The following is a 25,566-nucleotide window of genomic DNA, read 5'->3' as shown; positions in this document are numbered from 1 at the left end:
CGCACCACCGGTTCGGTATTGGAAGAGCGTAAATTGAAGCGCCAGTCGACAAACGACATGCTGATGCCATCCGTTCTGTCCACCGTCAGCGCTTCCCGGGAAAAGTGCTGCTCCACCCGCGCTATCGCTGCCGTCGGATCCGCCAGCGTGCTGTTTATTTCGCCACTCGCCGGGTATGCCGCCATCCGGTCACGGACCAGTTCGCCCAGCGACTGTCCTTTCAGACACAGCAGCTCCGCCACCAGCAGCCACGGGATCATCCCACTGTCGCAGTACGCAAAGTCGCGGAAATAGTGATGCGCGCTCATCTCGCCGCCGTAAATGGCATCTTCATGGCGCATCCGCTCTTTGATAAACGCGTGTCCGGTTTTTGACATCACCGGTTTACCGCCTGCCGCCGTCACCACATCCACGGTGTTCCAGGACAGGCGCGGGTCGTGGATAATTTTCGCCCCCGGATTCTTCTCCAGAAACGCTTCCGCCAGCAGACCGACAATGTAGTACCCTTCTATAAACTGGCCTTTTTCATCAAACAGGAAGCAGCGGTCAAAATCCCCGTCAAAGGCAATCCCCATATCCGCACCGTGTGCAATCACCGCGTTACGCGTGTCTGCCCGGCACTCCGGCAGCAGAGGATTGGGAATACCGTTGGGGAAATTGCCATCCGGCGTGTTGTGAATTTTGATGAACTCGACCGGCACGCCCAGCGCCTTAAAACGGGCTTCAATGGCATCCACCACCGGGCCTGCCGCGCCGTTACCGGCATTGAGCACCAGCTTCATCGGTTTCAGGTTGCCGGGATTGATGTAACCCAGCAGGTGGTCGATGTAGGCATCGCGAGGATTGATCCGCTGGTAGCGGCCACGTTTGCTCTCATCAACCGCCGGGAAGTCATTCGCTTCCGCCAGACGCTGCACGTCGCGCAGACCGGTATCACCGCTGATGGGCCGTGCCCCTTCCCGCACCAGCTTCATGCCGTTGTAATCCAGCGGATTATGGCTGGCGGTCACTTCAATGCCGCCATCAACGCCAAGATGGAAAGTGGCGAAATAAATCTCTTCGGTGCCCGACATGCCAATATCCAGCACATCCACCCCTGCATCCTGCAGGCCTTTCGCCAGCGCCAGCTTTAGCGCCTCGCTGGTCAGGCGGACATCGCCGCCGAGGACGATGGTTTTAGGCTGCAAAAACTCGCCGTAAGCGCGGCCAATACGCCACGCAATCTCTTCATTTAACTCTTCGCCCAGTCGGCCGCGGATGTCATACGCTTTAAAACAGGTCAGTTTTGTCATGATTTACCCTTTTTCAGGCAACAGGAGGCCCTGACTCTTAGTGAGCCTTTTTAATAAGTGTTAATGCATTGCCCGGTGCGCTTCCCTTACCGAGCCTACGCTGTTGCAGGCCGGATAAGCGCATCCGGCATCAGGCGCGCCCGTATCTGTCCGCAAACCGCACCACATCATCCTCATCGAGGTAAGATCCGGAGCGTACTTCAATCAGATCGAGCGGGATTTTTCCGGGGTTTTCCAGACAGTGGGTCGCTCCCAGCGGAATATAGACAGACTCGTTTTCAGCGAGCAGTTTGATATCATCATTAATTGTCACTTTCGCGGTACCTGCAACCACAACCCAGTGCTCAGCCCGATGATGATGCATCTGCACGGACAATCCCTCGCCAGGCTTGACGGTAATTCGCTTGACCTGGTAACGGTCTCCGGCATCAATGGAGTCATATTTGCCCCACGGACGATAAACTTCGCGGTGAATGTGGTGCTCATGGCGCCCGTCAGCTTTAATTTTCTCCACCACTTTTTTGACATCCTGTACCGCGTTGCGATCGGCAATCAGTACCGCGTCTTTGGTCTGCACCACCACCAGATCTTTCACCCCGACGGTTGTTACCAACCCGGATTCGGCATAGACGTAGCTGTTTTCCGTTTTGTGGCTAATGACATCGCCGTGATGCACATTACCTTCAGCAGTATGGGCGCTGATTTCCCACAATGATGACCAGGAGCCGACATCGCTCCAGCCTGCATTCATAGGCATCACCACCGCATCGGCCGTACGTTCCATTACCGCATAGTCCACAGACTCTTCCGGGCAGGCGAGAAACGCCTGTTCATCAACGCGAATAAAATCGAGATCGGGGTCGACGGTGCTCATGGCGTTTTCGCAGGCCTCAAGAATATCGGGACGATACTTTTTCAATTCTTCCAGGTAACGGCCTGCCCGGAACAGGAACATCCCGCTGTTCCAGTAGTAGTCGCCGCTTGCCACATACGCCTGTGCGGTTTCCAGATTAGGTTTTTCAACAAACTGCGCGACCTCAAAAGCCACCGCGTCAGTATTCGACGGTGAAACCTCGCCTCGACGGATATAGCCGTAGCCAGTCTCCGGTTGGTCCGGGACGATACCAAACGTCACCAGCTTACCCGCACTGGCATACGGCATTGCATTGCGAACCGCTTCGCGAAATGCCTCTTCGTCGGCAATCATGTGATCGGCCGCCAGCACCAGTAGCAGCGGATCGTCACCCGGACACTGACGTTTTGCCGCCAGCGCAGCCAGCGCTATGGCTGGCGCAGTGTTGCGTCCGGCTGGTTCGAGAATAATGTTCTCGGTCAGTTTGTGCAGTTGCCGTAACTGTTCCGCAACGATAAAACGGTGTTGTTCATTACAGATAACAACCGGGCTTTCGCACTCCACACCGTTCAGACGGCAAATCGTCGTCTGCAACATGGTGAGATCGCCTTTCAGACACAGGAACTGCTTTGGATACAGTACGCGGGACAGTGGCCATAAACGGCTACCCGAGCCACCGGCCATGACTACCGGAAAGAGTTTGTTTTGACTCATCATGTACCCCGAATATCAGCAATAAATTGATTCAGCACGTTTTCTTTATCCAACGAGCGTTCGGCATACTCACGTGCCACCGTGTTAACTTTTGGCATGGTTAGCGCCTGTTGAATCCCGCCAACCAGCGCATTGACTGATTCCGGCTCGACACACACCGCGATGCCAGGATAAGCGTCACACAACTGACCCAATTCGGTCTCAGGCTCAGCGGTAATCACCGCGTTACCGCCAACGGCGAGGATATTAGTCAGTTTGGACGGCAGTACTGCATCCGCCGCGCCACGCTTTTGTACGACCAGATGACAGTCCGCGAGCTTGAGCAGCGCAGGCAGCGCTGCATAAGGTTGCAGCGGAAAGAACATTACGTTGCGCAGGTCGCGTTCGCTGACCATAGTCTCCAGTCGCGCTTTGCCCCCGCCCTGCCCGACGATCGCAAACAGCCAGGGTTGCTCACTCAATTGGGCCGCCGCGTCGATGACGCACTCAAGCCCCTGCTTTTCACCGATATTGCCCGAGTAGAGAATGATTTTTTGATCCGCGGGCAATCCCAGTTTCTGGCGCAACGCCAAAGCATCGGCGTCGGTCACGTCACGAAAGCGCGCCACTTCCGACCAGTTCGGAAAGAAAATAACCTTGCGTGGCGCAACGCCTTTTTCCATGGCTTTGCGCATCATGGAACGGGAAATCGTCGAAATATTGTCCACGTTGTGCAAACCACTGCGTTCAAACACGCTGGCCAATTTCGCCACCATACCGCGCTTACCTTTGCCTGCCATGCCAAGTCCCAACATGGCATCGACTTCATAATCCTGAATGTGCAGCAGCGTGCGCGCGCCGCTGAGTTTTGCCAGCAAGCGCATCCCCGGCGTACAAAACAGCGTCGGCACCACGCCGATGATGCGATCCGGCTTCCAGCGACGTTGCGCCAGCAGCGGGAAGAAACTGCTCAGGGCGAAACTGCCCAAATGCAGCAGACGCTTGAGCGTTGAGGGTTGCTCAGGCACATACAGCGGACAACGCCAGACGGTGGCATCCCCCTCCTCGCGACGATAGCGCCAGGATGAATAGCGACCATTAACTTTCCATTGCGGATAATAAGGTGGTGCGGTGATCACCCGCACGTCATGACCTTGTTGCGCCATCCACTCCACCATTTCACCGGTGTACTTGCCGATACCGGTCAGCTCCGGCGAGTAGTTAATGCCATACACCAGGATCCTCATAGCCCAGGTACTCCGCTCTGACTTGCCTGGCAGAAGTAAGCCCGGCTGTTGGCGTGTACGCTGTCACTGGCCTGAATATCTGTCGCCGCCAGCCAGCGGTAGGCATCATGTTGTGCATCAGGCAGTTGCAGGTCGTTTTCTGATACGCGCAGACGAAATCCCAGCACGATGTAATGCGTTGAGAAATCATCCCCGGAAAAGTTGTCGTCATAGAAGTGCTGCCAGACACCATAAAACTCAGCGGCGGACAGCGGTAGACGCAACCCCAACTCAGCTTCAGTCAGCCGTTCAAAAGCCGCATGTAGCGATTCATCTTTTTGCACACGACCGCCGGGAACGAACCAGTAGCCCTGCGCCGGACGATTGAGACGCTTACCGAGCAGAAACTCTCCCTCGGCGTTTTCCACGATCAAGTCGATAGAAATCAGCGGGGTTGAACGTACGACGGTGGCAAAATCCTCATGACGTAAAAACATGCTTACCCCCGATAACGCTGCTGGTTTTCAAGGAACCACTGCCAGGTGCTGGCAAGCCCTGCCTCAAGTGATATCTCGTGATACCAGCCCAACTGATGCAAACGCGTAACGTCGAGTAATTTGCGCGGCGTCCCGTCAGGTTTGCTGGCGTCAAACACCACGCGCCCCTTGTAACCCACTACCTTGGCGATGGTCTGGGCCAGTTCACGGATGGTGCAGTCCACGCCGGTACCCACATTGATATGCGACAGCATCGGCTGGGTATATTCCTGCCAGACTTCATGAGCCAGCTCCATTACGTGGATGCTGGCCGCCGCCATATCATCCACATGCAGAAACTCGCGCATCGGCGTGCCGCTTCCCCACACCACCACATCCGGCGCATTTTGCTCGCAGGCTTCGTGAAAGCGGCGCAGCAGCGCCGGGATCACATGCGAATTGCTTGGATGAAAGTTGTCATGCGGCCCGTACAAATTCGTCGGCATCACCGAGCGATAATCACAGCCATACTGACGGTTATACGATTCACACAGCTTGATGCCAGCTATTTTGGCAATCGCATACGGCTCGTTGGTCGGCTCCAGTTGCCCCTGCAAGAGTTCGCTTTCGGCTATTGGCTGACTAGCATGTTTGGGATAAATACAGGATGATCCGAGAAACAGCAGTTTATTCACGTTATGCAGATGCGCCGCATGAATAATGTTGCTCTCAATCATCATATTTTCGTAAATAAAATCAGCGGGATACGTGTTATTGGCCACGATCCCACCCACTTTTGCCGCCGCCAGGTACACCTGGTCAATACGTTCAGCGGCGAAGAAGTGACGCACCGCGTCTCCATCCAGCAGGTTAAGCTCATCTCGGGTACGCAGCACCAGTTCGACATTATCTCGTTGGGCCAGCTGTCTTACGATGGCGGCCCCCACCATCCCGCGATGGCCCGCCACAAAAATACGTTGTTTCTTCATCCTCAGTACTCCAGCGCGATGGCAACCTCGTAACCGTGCGACTTCAGCAGGGAATGTTTCTTCGCTGCTTCAAGGTCGTTAGCGACCATTTCAGAGATCATCTGGCGCAGCGTAATTTCCGGTTTCCAGCCAAGTTTTTCATGTGCTCTGGCCGGGTCGCCCAATAGCGTTTCTACTTCTGCCGGACGGAAATAGCGCGGATCGACGGCGATTATCACGTCCCCAGGTTTCACGCCTGGCGCATCGTGTCCGGTCACGGAAACCACAATGCCTTTTTCATTCACGCCTTCACCTTCAAAACGCAGTTTGATACCCAGTTGCGCCGCCGCCATTTCTACAAACTGACGCACAGAATATTGCACGCCGGTGGCAATGACGAAATCTTCCGGCTGATCCTGCTGCAGCATCATCCACTGCATCCTGACGTAATCTTTGGCATGCCCCCAGTCACGCAGCGAATCCATGTTGCCCAGGTACAGGCACGACTCCAGGCCCTGAGCGATGTTGGCAATGGCGCGGGTGATTTTACGGGTGACGAAAGTTTCACCACGGCGTGGAGATTCGTGGTTAAACAGGATGCCGTTACAGGCATACATACCGTAGGATTCGCGGTAGTTAACGGTAATCCAGTAGGCGTAGAGCTTAGCCACCGCATAGGGCGAACGCGGGTAAAACGGCGTGGTCTCTTTCTGCGGAATTTCCTGTACCAGGCCGTAGAGTTCTGAGGTGGAGGCCTGATAGAAACGGGTCTTCTTTTCCAGACCAAGGAAGCGGATAGCCTCCAGCAAACGCAACGTACCTATTGCATCGACGTCCGCGGTGTATTCCGGTGAGTCAAACGACACCGCGACATGACTCATGGCGCCCAGGTTATAGACCTCATCCGGTTGGACCTCTTTTAAAATACGGGTCAGGTTGGATGAATCCGTTAAATCGCCATAGTGCAGATGGAATTTGGGGTTGCTTGAATGTGGATCCTGGTAGATATGGTCCACACGTTCGGTGTTGAATGATGAAGCGCGACGCTTAATGCCGTGCACTTCATACCCTTTTTCCAGCAGGAATTCTGCCAGGTAAGAACCATCCTGCCCGGTTACGCCAGTGATGAGAGCGACTTTTGACATGTTATTACCTCTTAAATGATCCCCTCAGGGAGTAACTTTCTCGACGCGTTCGCGTGTGACTACTGCGGGGTTTCCCCGACAAACGACATTTGCTGGCAGCGATTTAAATACGCTGCTGCGTGCTCCAACGACGGTGCCATCGCCAATCGTCACGCCTGGCGCGACAAAGACATCTGTCGCCAGCCAGCATTTATCGCCAACCACAATCGGTGTGGCGTTAATATCAAAATATTGGCTGGCGTAATCATGACTTCCGGTACATAAATAACTTTTTTGCGAAATAACCGCGTGTGCGCCAATCGTAATATTACCCAACGTATATAAAACCGCGTCATCACCCACCCAGGCATAATCTCCCAGGGTTAATTTCCACGGATAAGTAATTTTTACTGAAGGTCGAATAACTACGTTTTTTCCTATTTTTGCACCGAACATGCGTAATAAAAACGCACGCCAGCGATACATTACCTGGGGTGACCAGCGAAACAGTGTTGCCTGTACCGCCCACCATAATTGCACTTTAATGACACCGCTACCGCGAAAACCTTTCGGCACGCTGAAGCCGCTTAAATCCTGCATAATGCGCCCTTACGTTTTGCCATATAAAGTTTTTGTTTTACCGGTTGTACGCAGCCGTAAATATTCAGAAACCCCAGTCAAAAAACCTGGCATATGTAATATCTGCCGCTGAACTTTTTTTGCATCGCGGCATAATTCCAGATTATTCGTCGTTGACACTCCGCCCATCGAAAACTCCGACACCAGCCCGTCCAGTTTTTTGAAAGCGTAACCAGATTTATATAGTCTGGCAGCCAGCGCGTAATCGGACGATATTTTATATTGCAAATCATAGCGCCAGACATTCAGTCCTGAGAGCGGAAAAAAGATGGCCTGATGGCTGGCAGGCAGGCTGTGATAAATATACCAACCCGGCTTTGCCCGGCGCTTAATTTTGTTGCCATTGCCAAAATCCAGCAACGCGTCGCCGATAACCATGGCTTTATCACTCTGCGTTTTTAACTGGCGGATGAACTGAGCCGCATCGGCATGCAGAATATCCCCGGAATTGAGGAACAGCGCAAAGCGCCCGCACGCCATCGCAATGCCTTTGTTCATCGCATCATAAATGCCGTTATCCGGCTCGCTGACAAACCGCAACCGATGTTCATCACCGAGACCTTCAAGAAACACCGACGTACCGTCAGAGGAGCCGCCATCAACAACAATCCACTCAAAACTGATATCGCCTGCCTGCGCCAGGTGTGCCAGCGAGGCGTGAGTTTTGACGATCCCTTCCAGGTTGCGAAAGGCGACGGTAATAATACTAAGCAGCATGTGATTTACCTCGCGATATTCAGCGCCTTGCGCAAAATAAACGGACACACAATTAAGAAAGCGTATTCCGGACTAAATACTGACCCTGTAAAAAACATCGACAGCGGCGTAAAAAGATATAGCTGCACCCGATAATTCTGATTATCGCCAAAAGCAGTAATCATCATCTTCATGACTTTCCCCATATACCACAGGGTTAATATCACGGCGAACCACGAAAAATTAATAATCAGCAGATACAAACCATTGTCTATCGTTTTACCCACATCCGCACCGTTAAAAATTCCGAATGACGCGACATATTCATAAAGCGAACCGAATCTTACGACGCCATCAACATGCATTAACGAATAACCGACCATCACTAGCGGTCCCACGATTCGATAATACGATGACGACCCCTCGGTGCCTAAATCCCCAAGGCGCGTTGCGATGTATGGAAACGCAAATATCACACCGACTAAAAACACGCTTAATGAGATTATCGCCAGCGGCAACTTCTTTTTAATCGCATCCTTATTCAGGTACTGGAACGCCCACTCCAGGAGATAAAACAAAATAAACGTCATCACCCCGGAAAACGACCCTGATAATATTATCCCTGCCAGAATCATAGCATCGGACTTAGGCGTTTTGATACCAAACTGTTTGATACTGAGCCAAATTGAGATTAACGCCAGAGCGAAGAATGCCGGTTCGAAATAAAGCGCAGTGGTGCGTTTTCCGCCAAACTTAATAAAGTTCAGAACATAGCTGTTACTGTAAATAAGATATTTCGAAATAACTTCCATTAAACTGCTGCCGCCGCTGAGAATGATCTGCGCCATTTCAACTGCCGCTAACCCTACCACCAGCCCGACAACCAGCCAGAAAAAGCGCAGGATCTTAATATAGTTATGCGGCGAAATGGTTTTGAAGCGAATACTCCACACCATGCCAATAATCACCACGGTATAGACAAACAGCATCGCGGACGTGACGTACTTACTGGCATTCAGCGATTGACCGAACAGGTAGTTAAACGCCGTAAGCCCTCCCCCCACGCCCAGCGCAATCATTAATTTTTTAATATTGATGCGCTCGACAAACAGCAACAGCAGAACGGGCAAGAATGTGACAATCGTTATCGGGAAGCTCTCGCCAAGCTGGGCAAGTTTGACGTTAACCAGCAGATAAAGCAGCGGTAGCAGCAGATAGCTACAGATTCTGATAGAACGAGACATATTCCTCCAGCATCTGTTGTCCACTGTATGCCACCCGGCTGCGCTGGCTGAACGCGGCAAGCGATGTGTCGAATACCGCCTGCGCAATGTCTGATTTTTTCAGTTGTACCAGCCGCAATACATCCGCTTCACTGAACGTTTTACCGCCCGCTTTCGCCAGTACCTCTTGTGCCGCCTCGCTGTGCGTAGCAATCACCGGTACCCCGATGGAAAGCGCTTCGCACAGAATCAGCGGGTAATTATCAACGCGGGAGCTGAACACCAGTCCATCCATCTCGTTAAGCGCGCTCATCAACGCTCGCTTATCGCTTTCGAAGCCATGATTGATGACGTTATCGCCAGCAAAGGGAGAAAATTTGCCGAAGGTATGCAGCTCAATTTTTTCCCCGAGCGCCATCATCTCCTGCACCAGGCGCTGATTGGTTTTACCGTCATAGCGCAGGTCATGAGCCACCACCGCGATTTTCGGTCTGCCGTGTGGTTCATGTCTGGCGGGCAGTTCGGCAAGAATGGCTTCGGTTGCCACATCAATACCGTTGTTAATAATGCGGCAGCGCCCCATGCCATACAGACTGTTGAACGCGTCGGCCACATGCTGGCTGGGAGAGATAAACTGGCAGCCAAGCGCTAACATGTCGCGAAACCTCTGCCGCTTAGCGGGCACCTGCTGATGGGCTTTGTCGATTTTTACCGGCGGATAGTTGCTTAACATCGGGCATTTCTGGCAGCCTGTTTTCCAGCTTTCACACCCGTCTGTGAAAGCGCAACGCCCGGTCACGCTCCAGTGATCGTGCAGCGTCCAGACAAAGGTGATGTCCGGTTTATGCGCCTTCACCTTTTCGCAAAAGGTCACGACCTCTTCCAGGTTCAACCAGTAACTGTGCAGCACATGAAAATGCAGTACCAGCGGGCCGGATGTGCGGGTCACCGTACGATATAAACTGTTAAGATTGCCAAACAGGTCGCGGTTAGCGAAACGAAATAGCGCAATATTCGCCGCCGACGTCAGGCGCGGCGTATGTTTGATAACATGCGGATAATTACCGTGGCTGGCGCTTTTCTTGCCGCCTTTGCCATAGCCGTACACAAAGCGTGACGTCAACCCTTTCGCCAGCGCGCGCAGATGCAGATCTAACGCCACACCTGCCGCTCCACCTTCTGCGAGTCGCACATTAAATTGTAAGATATTCATTTTGTTACCTTCACTCGTGCTTTCTCGCCCACCACCAGCGTGTTGTCAGGGATGCTATCCACTACCACGCTCCCGGCGCCAATGGTCACGTTATCGCCAATAGCGACATCGCCGAGCACAGTGACGTTGGCCCCCAGTTCGACACCGTTACCGATGACCGGACAGGACAAATCTTTGCCGCCAGGATTACCAATGGTGACACCGTGGCGCAGAGTTAAATCGTCCCCTGCCACCACGTGTTTATTGATCACTACGCCATAACCATGATGGATAGTGAAACGACGACCGATAGATGCAGCGGCCTGAATTTCATAACCAAACAGGCATTCAGTAATCAGGCGATACAACACCAGCACCGGCGCAGCCCACAGGTTGTTCAAGATATTTTTTTTACGCCAGACGGAGCAAAAATGGGCAATCCGATAGGCCACTACCATGCAGCAGGGGCGCAGACTCCAGCCGTTCGCACGTAAATCTTCCAGCATACTTAGCGTCCTCGCAGTCCGTCGGCCAGACGCTTACTGTTGCGAATGGAAAGCAACGTCAGCAGCGTGCGCCAGTTCATTCGTTTATTGCGGATCTGATAGAGCGTAAACAGCTGATATTTCTTACTCGCCCGGTCAAATTTACCTTTGTGCTTACGATAGAACTGAAAGTAGCCGGAGAATTTATGCGGTGACGAGGTAATGCGCATCTCACCGTGGTTCACATGCAGGATCTGCGTCGCCTCTTTGACCTTCCACGGTTTGCCGTACGCCACCACCATCCTGAGAAAAATGTCGTAATCCTGCGCGGCTTTCAGTGTGGTATCGAACAGGCATGCTTTAAAACGCCATGCCCACGTAAAGACCTGATTACCAATAATATTGCGCTTGTAAAACTTGCGTCGGGAGTAAACTGACTTCGGATAGAGCGGCAGACTGGCCGGTTGCGAATACACTTCGCCTTCACAAACATAATCATTGGCATACAGAAACGCGTGCGTAACCAGTTGATGACGATGCTGCAGAAACACGCTCAGGCGATTCGGCGTCCATTCATCATCATCATCAATACCCGTAATATATTGCCCATTAGCCTGCATGATGGCCTGATTGCGCACCGCGCAGGCCCCGGAGTTCGTCGCGTTATGCGTATAGCACACGCGTGGGTCGTTCAGTTCCTCAACGAACTGCTGTAGTTGCTCATACGAGGAAGAACAGTCATCCACGATGATCATCTCCCAGTGAGGATAGTCCTGGCGCAACACCGATTTAATCGCCCGAATGGCCAGCTGTTGGCGATTCCAGGTTGGCATATAAATTGAAATGAGTGGGTTTTCTGTCGTCATTTTCGTTTCCCAAATAAAGTTGCCTGATGGCGCTACGCTTATCAGGCCTACATTCGATATGCGTTGCTGTTCGTTATCTATTTCGAATCCGACGTGTATTCGTATTCGTAGTAACCGTAATCCTGATAGCCACTGGCACGGCGGAAGATCGAGTTGAGGATCACCCCTTTAACCTGAATGCCGTTTTGCTCAAACCGACTCAGGCTGGTTTCCACCTCTTTCAGCGTATTGACCGCATAACGCGCCACCATCAGCGTGGTGCCGACATGGCGGCCAACAATTGCCGCATCGGTCACCGCCAGTATTGGCGGGGTATCTATCAGGACCAGGTCATAGTGCTCGCTGGCCCACGTAATCAGTTCGCCAAAGCGTTCACTCATCAGAAGCTCAGATGGATTAGGGGGGATTTGTCCGCGAGGGATCAGATCAAAATTCGCAATGGAGGTCGGTTTCGCGCTGGAGGAGATATCCCCCTTACCGACGAGGATCTCGGACAGACCGTTGACGTTACTGGTCCCCAGCAGTTCGTGGGTATAGCCTTTGCGCATGTCACAGTCGATCAACAGCACGCGCTTGTGGGTCTGGCTAATGACCGCCGCCAGGTTAGCGCAGACAAATGTTTTACCTATCGACGGGCTAACGCCGGTCAGCATCAACACGTTGTTGCGCGCCTGCATCATGGCGAAGTGCAGACTGGTACGCAGGCTACGGACCGCTTCTATGGCGAGATCCGTTGGATTCCCCACCGCCAGTAACTGGGTTTGTTTGTAACGCTTCACACCTTTAATGGTCTGAACGTTATCGCGCGCTTTTTGCCATTCTGAAAGCGGGATGCTGGCATAAACGCTGATGCCATGCTCTTCCAGCACCTGCGGGCTTTCGATGCCGCGGTTAAACAGGGAACGCAGCAATACGCCCACCACCGAAAGCATCAAACCAAGAATAATGCTACCGAGAATAATCAACGCCTTTTTCGGCTTCAGCACGCCTGGCTGGGCAATCGCGGGATCGACGATGCGCACATCTCCGACCGTACTCGCCTCGGTGATCTTCAGTTCCTGTTGCTTATTTAACAGCTGCATATAGACCTGCTGACCGGACTCCACATCGCGGGTCAGCCGGACAATTTCCTGCTGCGTTTTCGGCATTGCCGTAACACGCCCGTTCAGCTTGCTTTTCTCATCTTCCAGCGCCTGGCGTTTTTCCAGCAATGTGCGATACGCCGGGTGCGCTTTGGTGAATAACTTTGAGATTTCCGCTTCTTTAAAGGTCAGTTCGTTGAGCTGCGCATCGATATTTACCATGGAATCGAGCACCGCTTTAGCTTCCAGCGGCAAATCCACGGAGTCTTTATCCTGACGGAAGGCATTCAGCTTGTTTTCGGCAACGTCCAGCCGGTTACGCACCTCAGGTAACTGTTTTGCCAGAAACGCCAGACTTTTAGCGGCCTCTTCTGACTTACGTTCTACGTTTTGTTGCAGATAGTTGCGGGTAATACTGTCGAGGATCTGGCGGATTTGTTCGCGGTCTTCGCCGGTAAAAGTCAGGCTCAATACGCCAGTATCTTTGCCGGTTTCTGTCACCATCAGGTTATTTTGCAGGGTGTTAATCATGCCCAATGTGGAAAATTTGTTGACGGTAAATTGGCTCTCAGGGCTGGCATGAATCGCCTCAACCAGCATCGTCACGCCATCGTGATTCAACAATTGCCCAACCTGACCGCGGGCGCTAAATCCCCCATCACTGACTAATTGATAACTTTTATCGTTCAACACGCTTAGCGTAAAAGTCTGTTCCTTCATCGCCTTTGGCAGCGTAAAGGTGGTGACATTAACGGTTTCATTCTGGCGCCCCATCAACCGATCCCAGCCTGCGCCAAAAATCGGAAATGTATCTTTCGTCACCGCGATATCCAGATTGAGATCGTCTACCGTTTTTCCCAGTACCAGCCGTGACTGAATGAGCTGAATTTCCGCTTCCGAAGCCGGCGGTTTATTCGACAACGCCGAGCCAATATCCTGCACCAGGGAATTCCCGGTATTTTGCTCAATTTGCACCAGCGCATCCGCACTGTAGATCGGCGTGGCAAACAGCGTGTAGACCGCCGCACATAACGCAAACGTCGCCGTAATACCAAGCACCCACCAGCGAGCTTCCACCACCGTTCCTACCAGACGGCCAATATCGATTTCATCATTGCCCGTAACCGGCGCGGCAGACTGTTTTACTTTTTCTGTCATTGTTTTCCCTGCTCCGCGTTCAATGCCTGAGCCCACTGGCGGGCAGACCGTTCAAGTAATGCGTACACCGCGTCAAACGCATCCCGACTTTTACGGTATGGGTCGGGAATTTCACGTTCGCTGTCCCAGTGACCAAAAAGCATCACTTTGCCGCGCATCTCCGGCACCATTTCGCACAGGGCTGAAATATGGCGTTTTTCCATGGTCAGGATCAGGTCATACTCCCGGCACATGCGTCCTGAGATCTGGCGGGCACAATGATTTTCCAGTGACAGGTTGTGCGCCTGCGCGACGCTAATAGCACAGGGATCCGCACCTTTACCCACCAGCGCCCCGAGACCTGCAGAAGAGACCGTCAACGCCGGATGAAACTTCCTTAACAAGCGTTCTGCCGTCGGGGAACGGCAAATGTTCCCCACACAGACAACCAATATTTTGTTAAACATGACGATTACCAGTTGTGAAGGTCGCTGGCCGTGTCCGTCATATAGCGAACACCGCTAATGGTCGGCAGCAACTGATTGATCAAACGGTTCCAGCGGGCAACAGGCGCGGTCGTGACATACACCACATCGTAAGGCTGGAGTCGGAATGACGTCGCCATCACCAGCGAAGTCGCATCGGACATATCAAGCTGATAGATATTGGCGATCTTGCCGTTGTGCCCGCTTTCGCCTTTCAACGGACGAATAACGAAAATGCCGCTGGCGTTGGAGGTGGTCAGATCGATACCTTCCGCATTGCCAAGCGCTTCAGTGAGCGTCATACCGCTGAAGTCCATTTTGAGGGTGCTCTGCTTCTTCACTTCCCCCATCACGAAGACTTTCAGATCGTCATTACGCGGAACAAACAGAATGTCGCCAGGATAGAGCAGACGGTTCTGGCTCAGGTCGCCATTTTGCATCAGCGCTTGCAGTGAAATTCGTTGCTCCTGACCTTTGTGAGTCAGTACAACATTGCGCCAGTCAGCCGCCTCGGTAAGACCGCCTGCGGCGTTAATGGCATCAAGAATGGTAAGCGGTACGTTGGTGATGGCCTGCTGGCCAGATTTATTCACCTGCCCGGAGACATAAGCCTTCTGCGAGCGGAAAGCGGCGATATTAACGTCCACCTGCGGGTCAGCAATGTATTTCGCTAAGCGCCCGGTAATATCACTACGAATTTCTGCCAACGTTTTTCCCACCACGCTGACTTTGCCAATGTAGGGGTAAAACATGGTGCCATCAGGTTGCACCCAGTTGCCGGTATCGCTTGAGCTACGATACTGCCCGGCCGGGGTCGTGAGTTCAGGATGATCCCAGACGGTCACATTCAGGACATCGCCTGGACCGACCCGATACTGATATCCTGCAATCTCCTGCTCCAGCGACATGTTAGGCTGCGCAACATTCGGACGAGGACGTAATTGCTCGACCAGTCGCGGGGTCAGTGGATAAACATTCACCATCCGATTGATATCAAAATCAGCGTCCTGCTGTTTAATCACATCTTTGCCCATCGTAGACATATTGCTGCCCGGAAGCACGGTACAACCGTTTATCAAGATTACCGATACCAGGACTGGTATCAATTTAAGTTTGGAGTTCATCATTGATTATTTATCACTTTGGCAGAGTAATTATCACGTGCGTTCTAAATAGCGGCTTCGCCTGTACACATTTACCTTGCCGTTAATTGAAAAGGAATTTAACTGGCATCAGTCCTAAAAATAATGGATTCATCTGCGGTCTCTTGACAGAATAATTTAGGCTTGTTTTCAGGTGACCAGACACGCTACCGCCCCTGGCTTCATTAGCTACCAATGCACTGATTAATTTAAATTTTTATCTTCTCCTTTATTTTCATCATATTCAGAACAGCAACGCATCGGGAATAACGCCACCGGTTAATGAGGAAATATTATCTTTTGATTATTACCGCAAGAATTGTTGCAGCTAAGTGAATAGCAGGCAAGATAACAAGCCTCCGTTCACTTGCTTTTAAGATTAATATTAAGCGTGGAATTTATATGTTTTTAGGATTTTATCGATATTGACAGCATGACTAAATAAATACGCCACCTGCGATATTTCCTAAATATAATTGGCTAAAGAAGTTTATTTCCTGTAGTTACATTACGGCTATTATCCCGCTGGCATCCTGATATAACCGCCAGAGAAATCCCTTTCCGGCATTGCATTTTCCGCCAGTTTTACCCATGATCGAATTGTGACAATTGTCATACAACTATGGGTATAGCATTTACTATGGAATGGATGGCCGATCCGTCAATCTGGGCCGGACTCGTCACGCTAATCGTGATCGAACTTGTTCTTGGCATTGATAATCTTGTTTTTATTGCCATCCTCGCGGAGAAACTCCCTCCTGCCCAGCGGGATAAGGCGCGTATTACCGGGCTCCTGCTGGCGATGGTCATGCGACTGCTGCTACTGGCATCAATATCCTGGCTGGTGACGCTGACTACGCCACTGTTCAGCATTCGTGGCCTCAGTTTCAGTGCACGCGATCTGATTATGCTGTTTGGCGGTTTCTTCCTGTTGTTTAAAGCCACAATGGAGCTAAACGAACGGCTGGAAGGCAAAGACAGCGACAATCCCACCCAGCGTAAAGGCGCTAAGTTCTGGGGAGTGGTCGCGCAAATTGTGGTGCTTGACGCCATCTTCTCTCTGGATTCCGTCATTACCGCCGTCGGGATGGTCGATCACCTGGCGGTGATGATGGCGGCGGTGATTATCGCCATCAGCCTGATGATGCTCGCCAGTAAGTCGTTGACGCGCTTTGTCAACAGCCACCCAACCATCGTTATTCTGTGCCTGAGCTTCCTGCTGATGATTGGTTTCAGCCTGGTCGCCGAAGGGTTCGGTTTCCATATCCCGAAAGGTTACCTGTACGCCGCTATCGGCTTCTCGGTTATGATCGAAGCCTTGAACCAGCTGGCAATCTTTAACCGTCGTCGCTTCCTGTCAGCCAACCATACCTTGCGCCAGCGCACTGCCGAGGCGGTTATGAGGCTGCTGAGCGGTCAAAAAGAAGATGCCGAACTGGATGCCGAAACCGCTGCTATGCTGGCGGATCACCAGGAGGGTCAGATTTTTGCGCCTCAGGAACGGCGGATGATTGAGCGCGTACTGAATCTTAATCAGCGTACCGTCAGCAGCATCATGACCTCACGCCACGACATTGAACACGTCGATCTCAACGCACCCGAAGCAGAAATTCGCGCTTTACTGGAAAAAAATCAGCATACGCGCCTGGTTGTTACCGGGGAAGACGAGGAGGAAGAGCTGCTGGGCGTAGTACATGTCATCGATCTGCTGCAGCAGTCCCTGCGCGGCGAGGCGCTCGACTTACGCGTCCTGATTCGTCAGCCGCTGGTGTTCCCGGAAACCCTGCCGCTGCTTCCGGCGCTGGAGCAGTTCCGTAATGCCCGCACGCACTTCGCTTTTATTGCAGATGAATTTGGTTCTGTCGAAGGGATCGTAACGCTCAGTGACGTAATGGAAACCATCGCCGGTAATCTGCCAAATGAGGTAGAGGAGATTGATGCCCGCCATGATATCCAGAAAAATGCCGATGGTTCGTGGACAGCTAACGGTCACATGCCGCTGGAAGATCTGGTGCAGTACGTCCCTATTCCGTTAGATGAAAAACGTGAATATCACACCATTGCCGGGCTTTTGATGGAATATTTACAGCGTATTCCAAAAACCGGAGAGGAAGTTCAGGTTGGCGACTACCGACTAAAAACTCTGCAGGTGGAAAACCATCGCGTGCAAAAAGTCCAGTTGATACCGCTACACGGTGAAGAAGAGATGGATTACGAGGTGTAAATCACCCGCCGGATGGCGCATTAGCTGCCATCCGGCAATGTGAATCAGAGTTTATCCAGCAACTTTTTAACATCTTTACCGTTGCGGGAGTCTTTATTGCGATCGGCCCAATCGTTCAGACGACGTTTCGCTTCATCCTGCAGATGCTTACGCAGCAACTGATCGACCTGCAAGTTATAGTTCAGCGCCTGCCACTGGCCATAAACCCTGAGAGGAACCGGCGTGGCTTTCAGGAACTTAATCAGCTTGCTTTCGCCATCCCAACCGCCCAGCACGCGAATGTTAAACAGCGTGTCGCAATTCTGCTTCACCAGGTCTAACGTCCCCTTGCCAGTCAGCGCAAGCATCGCCGACTCACCGGCCATGTTATCCAGCGTAACCTCGCCGTTATCCAGCGTCATATCGGTGACAAAGCGATCCAGACGGGTGACGTTATCCAGATTTTGCTGTGATTTCACATCACCGCCGCTGCGTTCTACGGCTTGTTGTATCATCTGCTGGAAGTTCATCCCTTCCATTCGCGTATCGCTCATTTCGACATGAGCCTGGCCTTGCCAACTATGGCGAAACGCCTGGGCGTCAATATCCGAGCCGGAAAAATCTCCCGCCAGTGACAGCTTGCCGGTCAGCGCGATGGGGTAATTGAAGGCTTTGAGGATAGCGCCTATTTCTACGCCTTCCAGCCGCGGATGAAAGACTGCGCGCGGCGCATCTTTTCTGGCGTCCAACGTACCGGGAAGCGAAACACGTCCACCGTTACTTTTGCCTTCCAGCTGTGCGATATTCATTAAGCCGAACTGGTTATTTATTTTTGCCGAGACATTCTCAAACGCCATTTTACGCCACAATACTTTGTCAGCCTGTAACGTGATGTCTGCCGAAAATCCCTTGAGTCCCTGGTAAGAGACGGCATCAACCTGCGAAGCAATGACGGGGCGCGCCAGCGTCGACTGACTCTGCCCTTGCTGAACCTCACCGTTTGTCGCCGCCACGGCATCGCGTTGCACAATCAGATTGTCCAGATTGAGCTGACCAAATTTCAGGTCGACGAGCCATTCTGGTTTATCTAACAGCGACACCTGGGCTTGCCCGGCGAGAGAGCTGTCGTTAGCGGTTAAATGAATCTGGTTAAACGCGAGCTGTTTTTTCTCTTCCAGCCACTGCGCCTGAAGCTGTCCCTCACCTTTAATTCCCTGCGACGGAAGATCGGCCCCCTGTAGCTGCCAGCTTAACTGCTCAATATTAGCGGACAAATTATGCGGGTAGTCGGAGGCATCGACGGTGCCGTTAAACGATAGCGCAAGGTCACGCTGATCGCGGTTCACACGCCCGGAGAAATCAAACGTACCGCGGTGCTGGCTATCCTGTTCCATCTCCAGACGAATATCGCGAACCGTTACCTGCTCGTCGTCTTCATGCTGGAATACCAGAACGCTGTCGGCGACGCGCAGACGGGCGATATCAAACGACCATCCTTTGTCTTCCGCCAGATCGGGCAACGTATTGTCTTTGGGGGCAACGGGCGCATCTTGTCCACGCACCGCCTCAGTTTGCGGGGTCAGTTGAATCACAGCCCCCTTGAGCATCACCTGCTTCACACTGAGCTGATGACTCAACAACGGCCACAACGCGACGTCGAGGCGCATATTGTCGGCACGAATCAGGGGTTCGCTGGCACCTTCAGCCGTCAACGCCATGCGCCCCGAGAGGATGCTCAACTGAGGCCATACGTGCCAACGCAGAGGACCATCCAACTGCAGCTGATATCCGCTACGCACAGCAACCTGCTTGACCATATACGCGCGGAAATCATTCGGATTCACCAACAGTACTAACGCAGAAAAACCGGCCACCAGCACGACCAGAAGGATCATCAGCGTTGTCAGAAATCGTCTCATGCTATCCCCAATGGACTGAAAACATTCAGTCTTTATCGATCCGGCTGGCAACGGCGCCCTGCTGATCGCGATACTTTGCATCCTGACGACGATTGTAAGGTCGCGCAGCCGGACCGGAAAGCGGTTCGAAACTCAACGCGCCAATTGGCATGCCAGGGCGCAGGGCCAGCGGTAATTTTCCGGAGTTGTAAAATTCCAGTACGATGCACCCTGACCAGCCCGGATCGATACGGTGTGCGGTAACGTGTACCATCAGTCCCAGACGCGCTAATGAAGAACGTCCATCTAACCAACCGACGAGATCGGAAGGCAACGTCACGGATTCGAACGTCACCGCCAGCGCAAGCTCCCCCGGATGCAGGAAAAATGCCTCGCCGTCCTTAAGGACGATTTCATCGCTCATCACGCGATCCAGCGCAGCGCTGACTTCATCTTTCGGTCCACTCAAATCGATATACGCCGCCGTATGACCGCGGAACGTACGGAATTTGTTACCAAGACGCACATCTACCGTGGCGCCATTGATTCGCTCGACAGGAGGGCGTGGAGTGATCGACAGGCGACCTTCATCCAACCAGGCTTCAATATCTCGGTCACATAAACGCATGGCACTTTCTCCTTTCGTGCTTCAACCCCTTAATGCCAGGCGCGTTAAGGGTGAGCCAGGTTATCACTGAACGGTACACAATTCGCTGAACTTATTCAAAGAACTGACTGATTTTAGCCTTCAGAATATCGATGGCGATGCGGTTTTTACCCCCGCGCGGCACGATGATGTCGGCGTATTGTTTTGAAGGCTCAATAAATTGCAGGAACATTGGACGTACGGTTTTTTGGTATTGCGCCATCACCGAATCCATGGAACGGCCACGCTCGTTCACGTCCCGTTTAATACGGCGCATCAGGCATATATCCAGCGGCGTATCAACAAAAATAGAGAAGTTCATCTCGTCACGCAAACGCGCGTCTGTCAGCAGCAGAATGCCTTCCAGGATGATCACTTTCTTGGGTTCGATATGAATAGTGTCTTGCGTGCGTGTATGCTCAACATAACTGTAAACGGGTAGTTCAATGGCACTTCCGCGTTTAAGCGTCTGCAGATGTTGAAACAGCAGGCTGTGATCCATCGCGTTCGGATGGTCGTAGTTGGTTTTTACACGTTCTTCCATCGACAGATGGCTTTGATCTTTGTAATAGCTGTCTTCGGGAATAACGCCAATATGTTCGTCACCGACTTGTTCACGTAATTCGCGGTAAAGCGTGCTGGCAATAAGACTCTTGCCGGAAGCCGATGCGCCGGCGATGCCGATAATGACGCACTGATGGGACTGATCAGTCATAAATTTAGCGACCTGATTAACCTGGATGTTAAGGAAGGGCGGCGTCGAAACGCCAAACGCGGCAATTATAGGGATTTCAGCGGCGCGATGCCAGTCCAGCCTGCGCCAATGCTTTCCTTGTCGCAAATTAAAATGATCAGTTTTAAAGCAGGTGCTAAATTTATCTATCAGCCTTAGGAATTAATAGCTTGAGAGTGTTAATTTATGCGCAGCTGGCGTATAAATTGTAAATTATTTGTACTAGCATAATCGCAGATTAAACAAGATGTATTCGGCATATCTCCCGGACAACATCGGCTATTTGGGTAGAGTGGTAATGAGTAAACAATCCCAACATGTTTTAGTTACCTTACCTCATCCTCTACTGCGCATGGCCAGTTTAGGTCTGGTGGCTTTTATTTTTACGCTATTCTCGCTGGAACTGTCACGTTTCGGCGCGCAGCTGGCGCCGCTTTGGTTCCCAACGTCAATCATGATGGTGGCTTTTTACCGTCATGCGGGAAAGATGTGGCCGGGAATTGCGCTGGCTTGTTCATTTGGTAATATCGGCGCGTCCTTACTCTTCTTCCCCGGTGAATCGCTTAGCTTCACCTATACGGCTATCAACATTATTGAGGCTGTCGTTGGCGCAATGCTATTGCGTAAACTGCTGCCCTGGTACAACCCCTTACAAAATCTCAACGACTGGGCGCGCCTGGCTTTTGGCAGCGCCGTGGTTCCTCCCGTGTTGGGCGGCTTGCTACTGTGGTTATTGCTGCCAAAGGAAACCTCGTTAAATACCTTTCTTATTTGGGTGCTGTCAGAATCCATCGGCGCGCTGGCGCTGGTGCCGTTAGGTTTGCTGTTTAAGCCCCATTATCTGCTCCGCCACCGCGACCCACGGTTACTGCTTGAAACCGTCATCACACTTCTGGTGACCTTGACGCTCAGTTGGCTGTCCATGATGTATCTTCCATGGCCTTTTACCTGCGTTATCGTCCTGTTGATGTGGAGCGCTGTTCGTCTGCCGCGAATGGAGGCATTTTTAATTTTCCTCAGCACCGTAATGATGGTCTCGATGATGTTGGCCGCCGACCCTTCGCTGCTCTACATCCCAAAACCCAACTTGACGACCAGCCTGCCTTGGCTGCCGTTTTTGATGATCCTGCTGCCGGCCAATATGATGACGATGGTGATGTACGCGTTTCGGGCCGAACGCAAACATATCTCTGAAAGCGAATCGCGCTTTCGCAATGCCATGGAATATTCCGCGATTGGTATGGCGCTGGTGGGGACCGAGGGGCAATGGCTCCAGGCGAATAAAGCGTTGTGCCAGTTTCTGGGCTACAGCCAGGATGAGCTACGTTCGCTAACCTTCCAGCAATTAACCTGGCCGGAAGATCTAAATAATGATCTCGAGCAGTTAGATATGCTGGCGCGCGGGGAAATCAACAGCTACTCCATGGAAAAACGCTATTACACGCGCTCCGGTGATGTCGTCTGGGCCTTGCTGGCCGTTTCGTTGGTGCGTAATAGCGACAATACCCCACTCTACTTTATTGCGCAGGTTGAGGATATTAACGATCTGAAGCATACCGAGTGGATTAATAAACGGTTGATGGAGCGCATTACCCTCGCCAATGAAGCCGGGGGAATTGGCATCTGGGAATGGGAGCTGCAGCCTGACGTCATCAGTTGGGATAAGCGCATGTTTGATCTCTATGAAGTCCCTGCGCATATCAAACCCAGTTGGCAAGTCTGGTATGACTGCGTTGTGCCCGAAGATCGTGAACATGCTAAAAATGTCATTCGTGATTCGCTGGCCGCACGGGCCCCCTTTAAGCTCGAGTTTCGTATTGCGGTCAAAGATGGCGTGCGGCACATCCGCTCACTGGCAAACCGGGTACTGAATAAAGATGGCGAAGTTGAACGCTTCCTTGGCATCAATATGGATATGACCGAGGTGAAGCAGCTTAACGAAGCGTTGTATCAGGAAAAAGAACGTCTGCACATTACGCTGGATTCGATTGGCGAAGCAGTGATTTGTATTGATGTCGATATGAACGTGACCTTTATGAATCCGGTCGCAGAGAAGATGAGCGGCTGGCAGCAGGAAAGCGCCATCGGCATTCCGCTGCTGACGGTACTCCGTATTACTTTCGGCGACAACGGACCGCTGATGGAGAATATCTACAGCGCTGACATGTCGCGTACGGCCATCGAGCAGGAAGTCGTCCTGCATTGTCGCAACGGCAACAGTTATGACATTCAGTACAGCATCACCCCCCTCAGCACACTCGATGGCGGCAGCATTGGCTCGGTGCTGGTGATTCAGGATGTCACCGAGTCACGTAAAATGCTGCGCCAGCTTAGCTACAGCGCCTCTCATGACGATCTGACGCAGTTGGCAAACCGGGTCAGCTTCGAAAATCATCTAAAACAGTTACTGCATACGGTTCACGACACGCACCAACGTCATGCATTGGTTTTTATCGATCTCGATCGTTTTAAAGCCGTAAACGATAGCGCTGGTCACGCCGCAGGCGATGCCCTGCTACGCGAACTCTCTTCACTGATGCTCAGCATGCTGCGTTCCAGCGATATGCTGGCGCGCCTTGGCGGTGACGAGTTTGGTCTGTTGCTGCCAGATTGTAATATCGAAAGCGCCCGCTTTATCTCAGGTCGCATCATCAGCGCCATCAACGATTACCACTTTATGTGGGATGGACGCTTGCACCGTATTGGCGCCAGTGCGGGAATTACGCTAATTGATGAAAAAAACCATGTCGCGAGCGACGTCATGTCCCAGGCGGATATAGCCTGTTATGCGGCGAAGAACAGTGGACGTGGGCGAGTCTGCGTTTATGAACCCCAGCAAAGCGAGGCCCATGCGGCGCGAAGCCAACTGTCATTGGATGAACAAAGACACACCATTACGCACAATCCAATGTTAATCATCGCCAGGGGCGTGGCCTCCCCGCGTATACCAGAGACGTTTAGCTTCTGGCTGCTCTCACTACGCTTAGGGACAGCTGAAGGAGAAATTATTGAAGAGCACGCTTTCCGTGCCGGGCTGGTCGATTCTACATTGAATCAGGCGCTTGACCGCCGGGTATTTACCGAGTTCTTCCAGAGTGCAGCCCCGGCCGTCGCCAGTAAGGGACTCAGCATTGCCCTGCCCCTTTCCGCCGCCGGATTGCTGAATACAGAACTTGTTGACGAACTGCTGGGGCAACTGCAAAGAAGTCCGTTACCACCACGACTGCTGCACCTGACCGTTCCGTCTAACGTGATAAAAACAAACCCAACGCAGGCTATATCCACACTACATCGACTGCGACAGTGCGGATGTCGAATTATTTTAAGTCATGTCGGTCGCGATTTAGATCTTTTTGACAACCTGAAGTATCACATGGTTGATTACCTTCTACTCGACAGCGAGCTAAGCGCCAGTGTCCACGGTAACTTGATTGACGAAATGTGGGTGTCCATTATCCAGGGCCATGCTCAGCGTCTGGACATTAAAACCATCGCTGGCCCGGTGCAGTTGCCGCTAATCATGGATGCGCTTTCTGGCATCGGGATTGATATGATTTATGGCGATATCATTGCCGACGCCCAACCGCTGGATCTGCTACTGAATACCAGTAATTTCGCCATCAACTGACGGCTGCCAGCCATCCGTATACCAGATATGTAATAACGCATAGGAGCGCCAGGGCTTCCAGCGCTCTGCATACCGCCGAATCTGGGCGGGCGTCATGCCGGCAAAACGTTGTTTTATCAGATAGTCATCCGGCAGAAAAACATCTTTCGCCTGCCAGCCGCGCAGCGCAAAGTAGTTGGCAGTCCAGCGCCCTATGCCGGGGAAAGTTTGCAGATGTTTGACGCCTTGCTCGATATCGGCAGGCGCTTGTGTCGCAAGCGTTCCATCCAGCGTCGCGCGAGCCAGATGAATTAACGCTTCAGCGCGTTTGAGCGGCATCCCTAACGCTTTCAGGTGTAATGGATCGGCATCAGCGAGCGCTTCAGGGGTAGGAAAACACACATACTCTGGCGCATCCTCCAGCGTATCCCCATAAGTATGCGCCACTTTCGCCGTCAGTTTCGCCGCCATAGCTACGCTGACTAACTGCCCTAAAATCGCCCGTACTCCTTGTTCAAACGCATCAACACTGCCCGGCAAACGCAGTCCCGGACGCGCTGCCCCAAGGCTTCCCAGCGCGCTGACGATTTGCTGCGGGCAACAGGTAAGATCGAATAAGCGCGTCATTTTAGCCAGACACTCTGCGGCAACCGGCTGTAGCCCCGGACTCAACGTCACGTGTAGTTGATGGGTGTGTAGATCCGGTATCACGCGCACCAGACCACGATGATTCCCGACAGTCAGGCTTCTGGCATAACGCAGATCCCCCACGGTTTCTACCCCTTCCACCGCACGGGCGGCCAGGAACCCCAGCATCCAGGGCCAGTCATAAGGCGGTTGCCAACTCAGCGTGAACATTGCGTTTTCCTTTTCAAGCAAACCTACAGCATAAACGGTATT

At 52.3% G+C, this 25,566-nt stretch carries 21 protein-coding genes; 2 read left to right on the top strand and 19 right to left on the bottom strand.

The genetic code is table 11. The annotated features are described in order from the left end of the window. The 15 genes from cpsG to OGV69_RS01800 form a co-directional block, all read right to left on the bottom strand. On the bottom strand, positions 1-1,292 hold a 1,292-nt coding region (gene cpsG, locus OGV69_RS01870), incomplete at its 3' end, for a colanic acid biosynthesis phosphomannomutase CpsG (protein ID WP_286469028.1). Positions 1,293-1,422: 130 nt separating this feature from the next. Beyond that, a complete protein-coding gene (gene cpsB / locus OGV69_RS01865; RefSeq protein ID WP_038641772.1) occupies positions 1,423-2,859 on the bottom strand; it encodes a mannose-1-phosphate guanyltransferase in 1,437 nt (478 codons plus the stop codon). Beyond that, on the bottom strand, positions 2,859-4,085 hold the full coding sequence (gene wcaI / locus OGV69_RS01860) for a colanic acid biosynthesis fucosyltransferase WcaI (protein WP_069323496.1): 1,227 nt from the start codon (positions 4,083-4,085) through the stop codon (positions 2,859-2,861). The genes cpsB and wcaI overlap by 1 nt, the downstream gene beginning before the upstream one ends. Then, positions 4,082-4,561 carry a GDP-mannose mannosyl hydrolase gene (locus OGV69_RS01855; protein WP_069323495.1) on the bottom strand — a complete coding sequence of 160 codons (480 nt, stop codon included), beginning with the start codon at positions 4,559-4,561 and terminating at the stop codon, positions 4,082-4,084. The genes wcaI and OGV69_RS01855 overlap by 4 nt, the downstream gene beginning before the upstream one ends. 2 nt (positions 4,562-4,563) lie before the next feature. Next, complete coding sequence (gene fcl, locus OGV69_RS01850) at positions 4,564-5,529, bottom strand: GDP-L-fucose synthase (RefSeq protein WP_069323494.1); 966 nt, start codon at positions 5,527-5,529, stop codon at positions 4,564-4,566. Between the two features lie 2 nt (positions 5,530-5,531). Next, a complete protein-coding gene (gmd, locus tag OGV69_RS01845) occupies positions 5,532-6,653 on the bottom strand; it encodes a GDP-mannose 4,6-dehydratase (protein ID WP_038641779.1) in 1,122 nt (373 codons plus the stop codon). Between the two features lie 24 nt (positions 6,654-6,677). Then, entirely contained in the window at positions 6,678-7,232 is a 555-nt protein-coding gene (gene wcaF, locus OGV69_RS01840; RefSeq protein ID WP_069323493.1) for a colanic acid biosynthesis acetyltransferase WcaF, read from the bottom strand. 9 nt (positions 7,233-7,241) lie between these two features. Further along, complete coding sequence (gene wcaE, locus OGV69_RS01835; protein WP_069323492.1) at positions 7,242-7,988, bottom strand: colanic acid biosynthesis glycosyltransferase WcaE; 747 nt, start codon at positions 7,986-7,988, stop codon at positions 7,242-7,244. Positions 7,989-7,993: 5 nt separating this feature from the next. Beyond that, entirely contained in the window at positions 7,994-9,211 is a 1,218-nt protein-coding gene (gene wcaD, locus OGV69_RS01830) for a colanic acid polymerase WcaD (protein ID WP_069323491.1), read from the bottom strand. Further along, the gene (gene wcaC / locus OGV69_RS01825) at positions 9,186-10,403 is read right to left on the bottom strand and encodes a colanic acid biosynthesis glycosyltransferase WcaC (protein ID WP_069323490.1); all 1,218 of its coding nucleotides are present in this window, start codon (positions 10,401-10,403) and stop codon (positions 9,186-9,188) included. The genes wcaD and wcaC overlap by 26 nt, the downstream gene beginning before the upstream one ends. Continuing rightward, on the bottom strand, positions 10,400-10,888 hold the full coding sequence (gene wcaB / locus OGV69_RS01820; protein WP_038641791.1) for a colanic acid biosynthesis acetyltransferase WcaB: 489 nt from the start codon (positions 10,886-10,888) through the stop codon (positions 10,400-10,402). Before wcaB ends, wcaC begins: the two co-directional genes overlap by 4 nt. Positions 10,889-10,890: 2 nt before the next feature. Beyond that, positions 10,891-11,733 (bottom strand): colanic acid biosynthesis glycosyltransferase WcaA, encoded by an 843-nt coding sequence (gene wcaA / locus OGV69_RS01815; protein WP_069323489.1) that lies wholly within the window; start codon positions 11,731-11,733, stop codon positions 10,891-10,893. A gap of 77 nt (positions 11,734-11,810) precedes the next feature. Then, positions 11,811-13,973 carry a tyrosine-protein kinase Wzc gene (wzc, locus tag OGV69_RS01810; protein ID WP_069323488.1) on the bottom strand — a complete coding sequence of 721 codons (2,163 nt, stop codon included), beginning with the start codon at positions 13,971-13,973 and terminating at the stop codon, positions 11,811-11,813. Beyond that, positions 13,970-14,419 carry a low molecular weight protein-tyrosine-phosphatase Wzb gene (gene wzb / locus OGV69_RS01805; protein ID WP_038641798.1) on the bottom strand — a complete coding sequence of 150 codons (450 nt, stop codon included), beginning with the start codon at positions 14,417-14,419 and terminating at the stop codon, positions 13,970-13,972. Before wzb ends, wzc begins: the two co-directional genes overlap by 4 nt. Before the next feature lie 5 nt (positions 14,420-14,424). Further along, positions 14,425-15,564, bottom strand: a complete 1,140-nt coding sequence (locus tag OGV69_RS01800; RefSeq protein ID WP_038641800.1) for a polysaccharide export protein — start codon at positions 15,562-15,564, stop codon at positions 14,425-14,427. Between the two features lie 655 nt (positions 15,565-16,219). Here OGV69_RS01800 and OGV69_RS01795 point away from each other — a divergent pair. Next, positions 16,220-17,803 (top strand): TerC family protein, encoded by a 1,584-nt coding sequence (locus tag OGV69_RS01795; RefSeq protein WP_286469026.1) that lies wholly within the window; start codon positions 16,220-16,222, stop codon positions 17,801-17,803. 44 nt (positions 17,804-17,847) lie between these two features. Here OGV69_RS01795 and asmA read toward each other — a convergent pair whose 3' ends face one another. The 3 genes from asmA to udk form a co-directional block, all read right to left on the bottom strand. Beyond that, positions 17,848-19,701 (bottom strand): outer membrane assembly protein AsmA, encoded by a 1,854-nt coding sequence (asmA, locus tag OGV69_RS01790; protein WP_069323486.1) that lies wholly within the window; start codon positions 19,699-19,701, stop codon positions 17,848-17,850. A 25-nt stretch (positions 19,702-19,726) separates the two neighbouring features. Further along, positions 19,727-20,308 carry a dCTP deaminase gene (gene dcd, locus OGV69_RS01785; RefSeq protein WP_003834269.1) on the bottom strand — a complete coding sequence of 194 codons (582 nt, stop codon included), beginning with the start codon at positions 20,306-20,308 and terminating at the stop codon, positions 19,727-19,729. 91 nt (positions 20,309-20,399) lie between these two features. Then, positions 20,400-21,041 carry a uridine kinase gene (gene udk, locus OGV69_RS01780; protein ID WP_003036776.1) on the bottom strand — a complete coding sequence of 214 codons (642 nt, stop codon included), beginning with the start codon at positions 21,039-21,041 and terminating at the stop codon, positions 20,400-20,402. Positions 21,042-21,357: 316 nt separating this feature from the next. Here udk and OGV69_RS01775 point away from each other — a divergent pair, with 316 nt between their 5' ends. Next, on the top strand, positions 21,358-24,687 hold the full coding sequence (locus OGV69_RS01775; protein ID WP_038641812.1) for a diguanylate cyclase: 3,330 nt from the start codon (positions 21,358-21,360) through the stop codon (positions 24,685-24,687). On the opposite strand, the gene alkA is transcribed toward OGV69_RS01775, so the two are convergent. Beyond that, complete coding sequence (alkA, locus tag OGV69_RS01770) at positions 24,655-25,524, bottom strand: DNA-3-methyladenine glycosylase 2 (protein WP_069323641.1); 870 nt, start codon at positions 25,522-25,524, stop codon at positions 24,655-24,657. The two genes, OGV69_RS01775 and alkA, sit on opposite strands and share 33 nt — an antisense overlap. Positions 25,525-25,566: the final 42 nt, after the last annotated feature.

Source organism: Citrobacter sp. Cc139 (assembly GCF_030334645.1).
GTDB classification, from domain to species: Bacteria; Pseudomonadota; Gammaproteobacteria; order Enterobacterales; family Enterobacteriaceae; genus Citrobacter; species Citrobacter werkmanii.
Note: the sequence above shows the minus strand (reverse complement) of the source record. Positions and strands in the feature narration are given on the sequence as shown.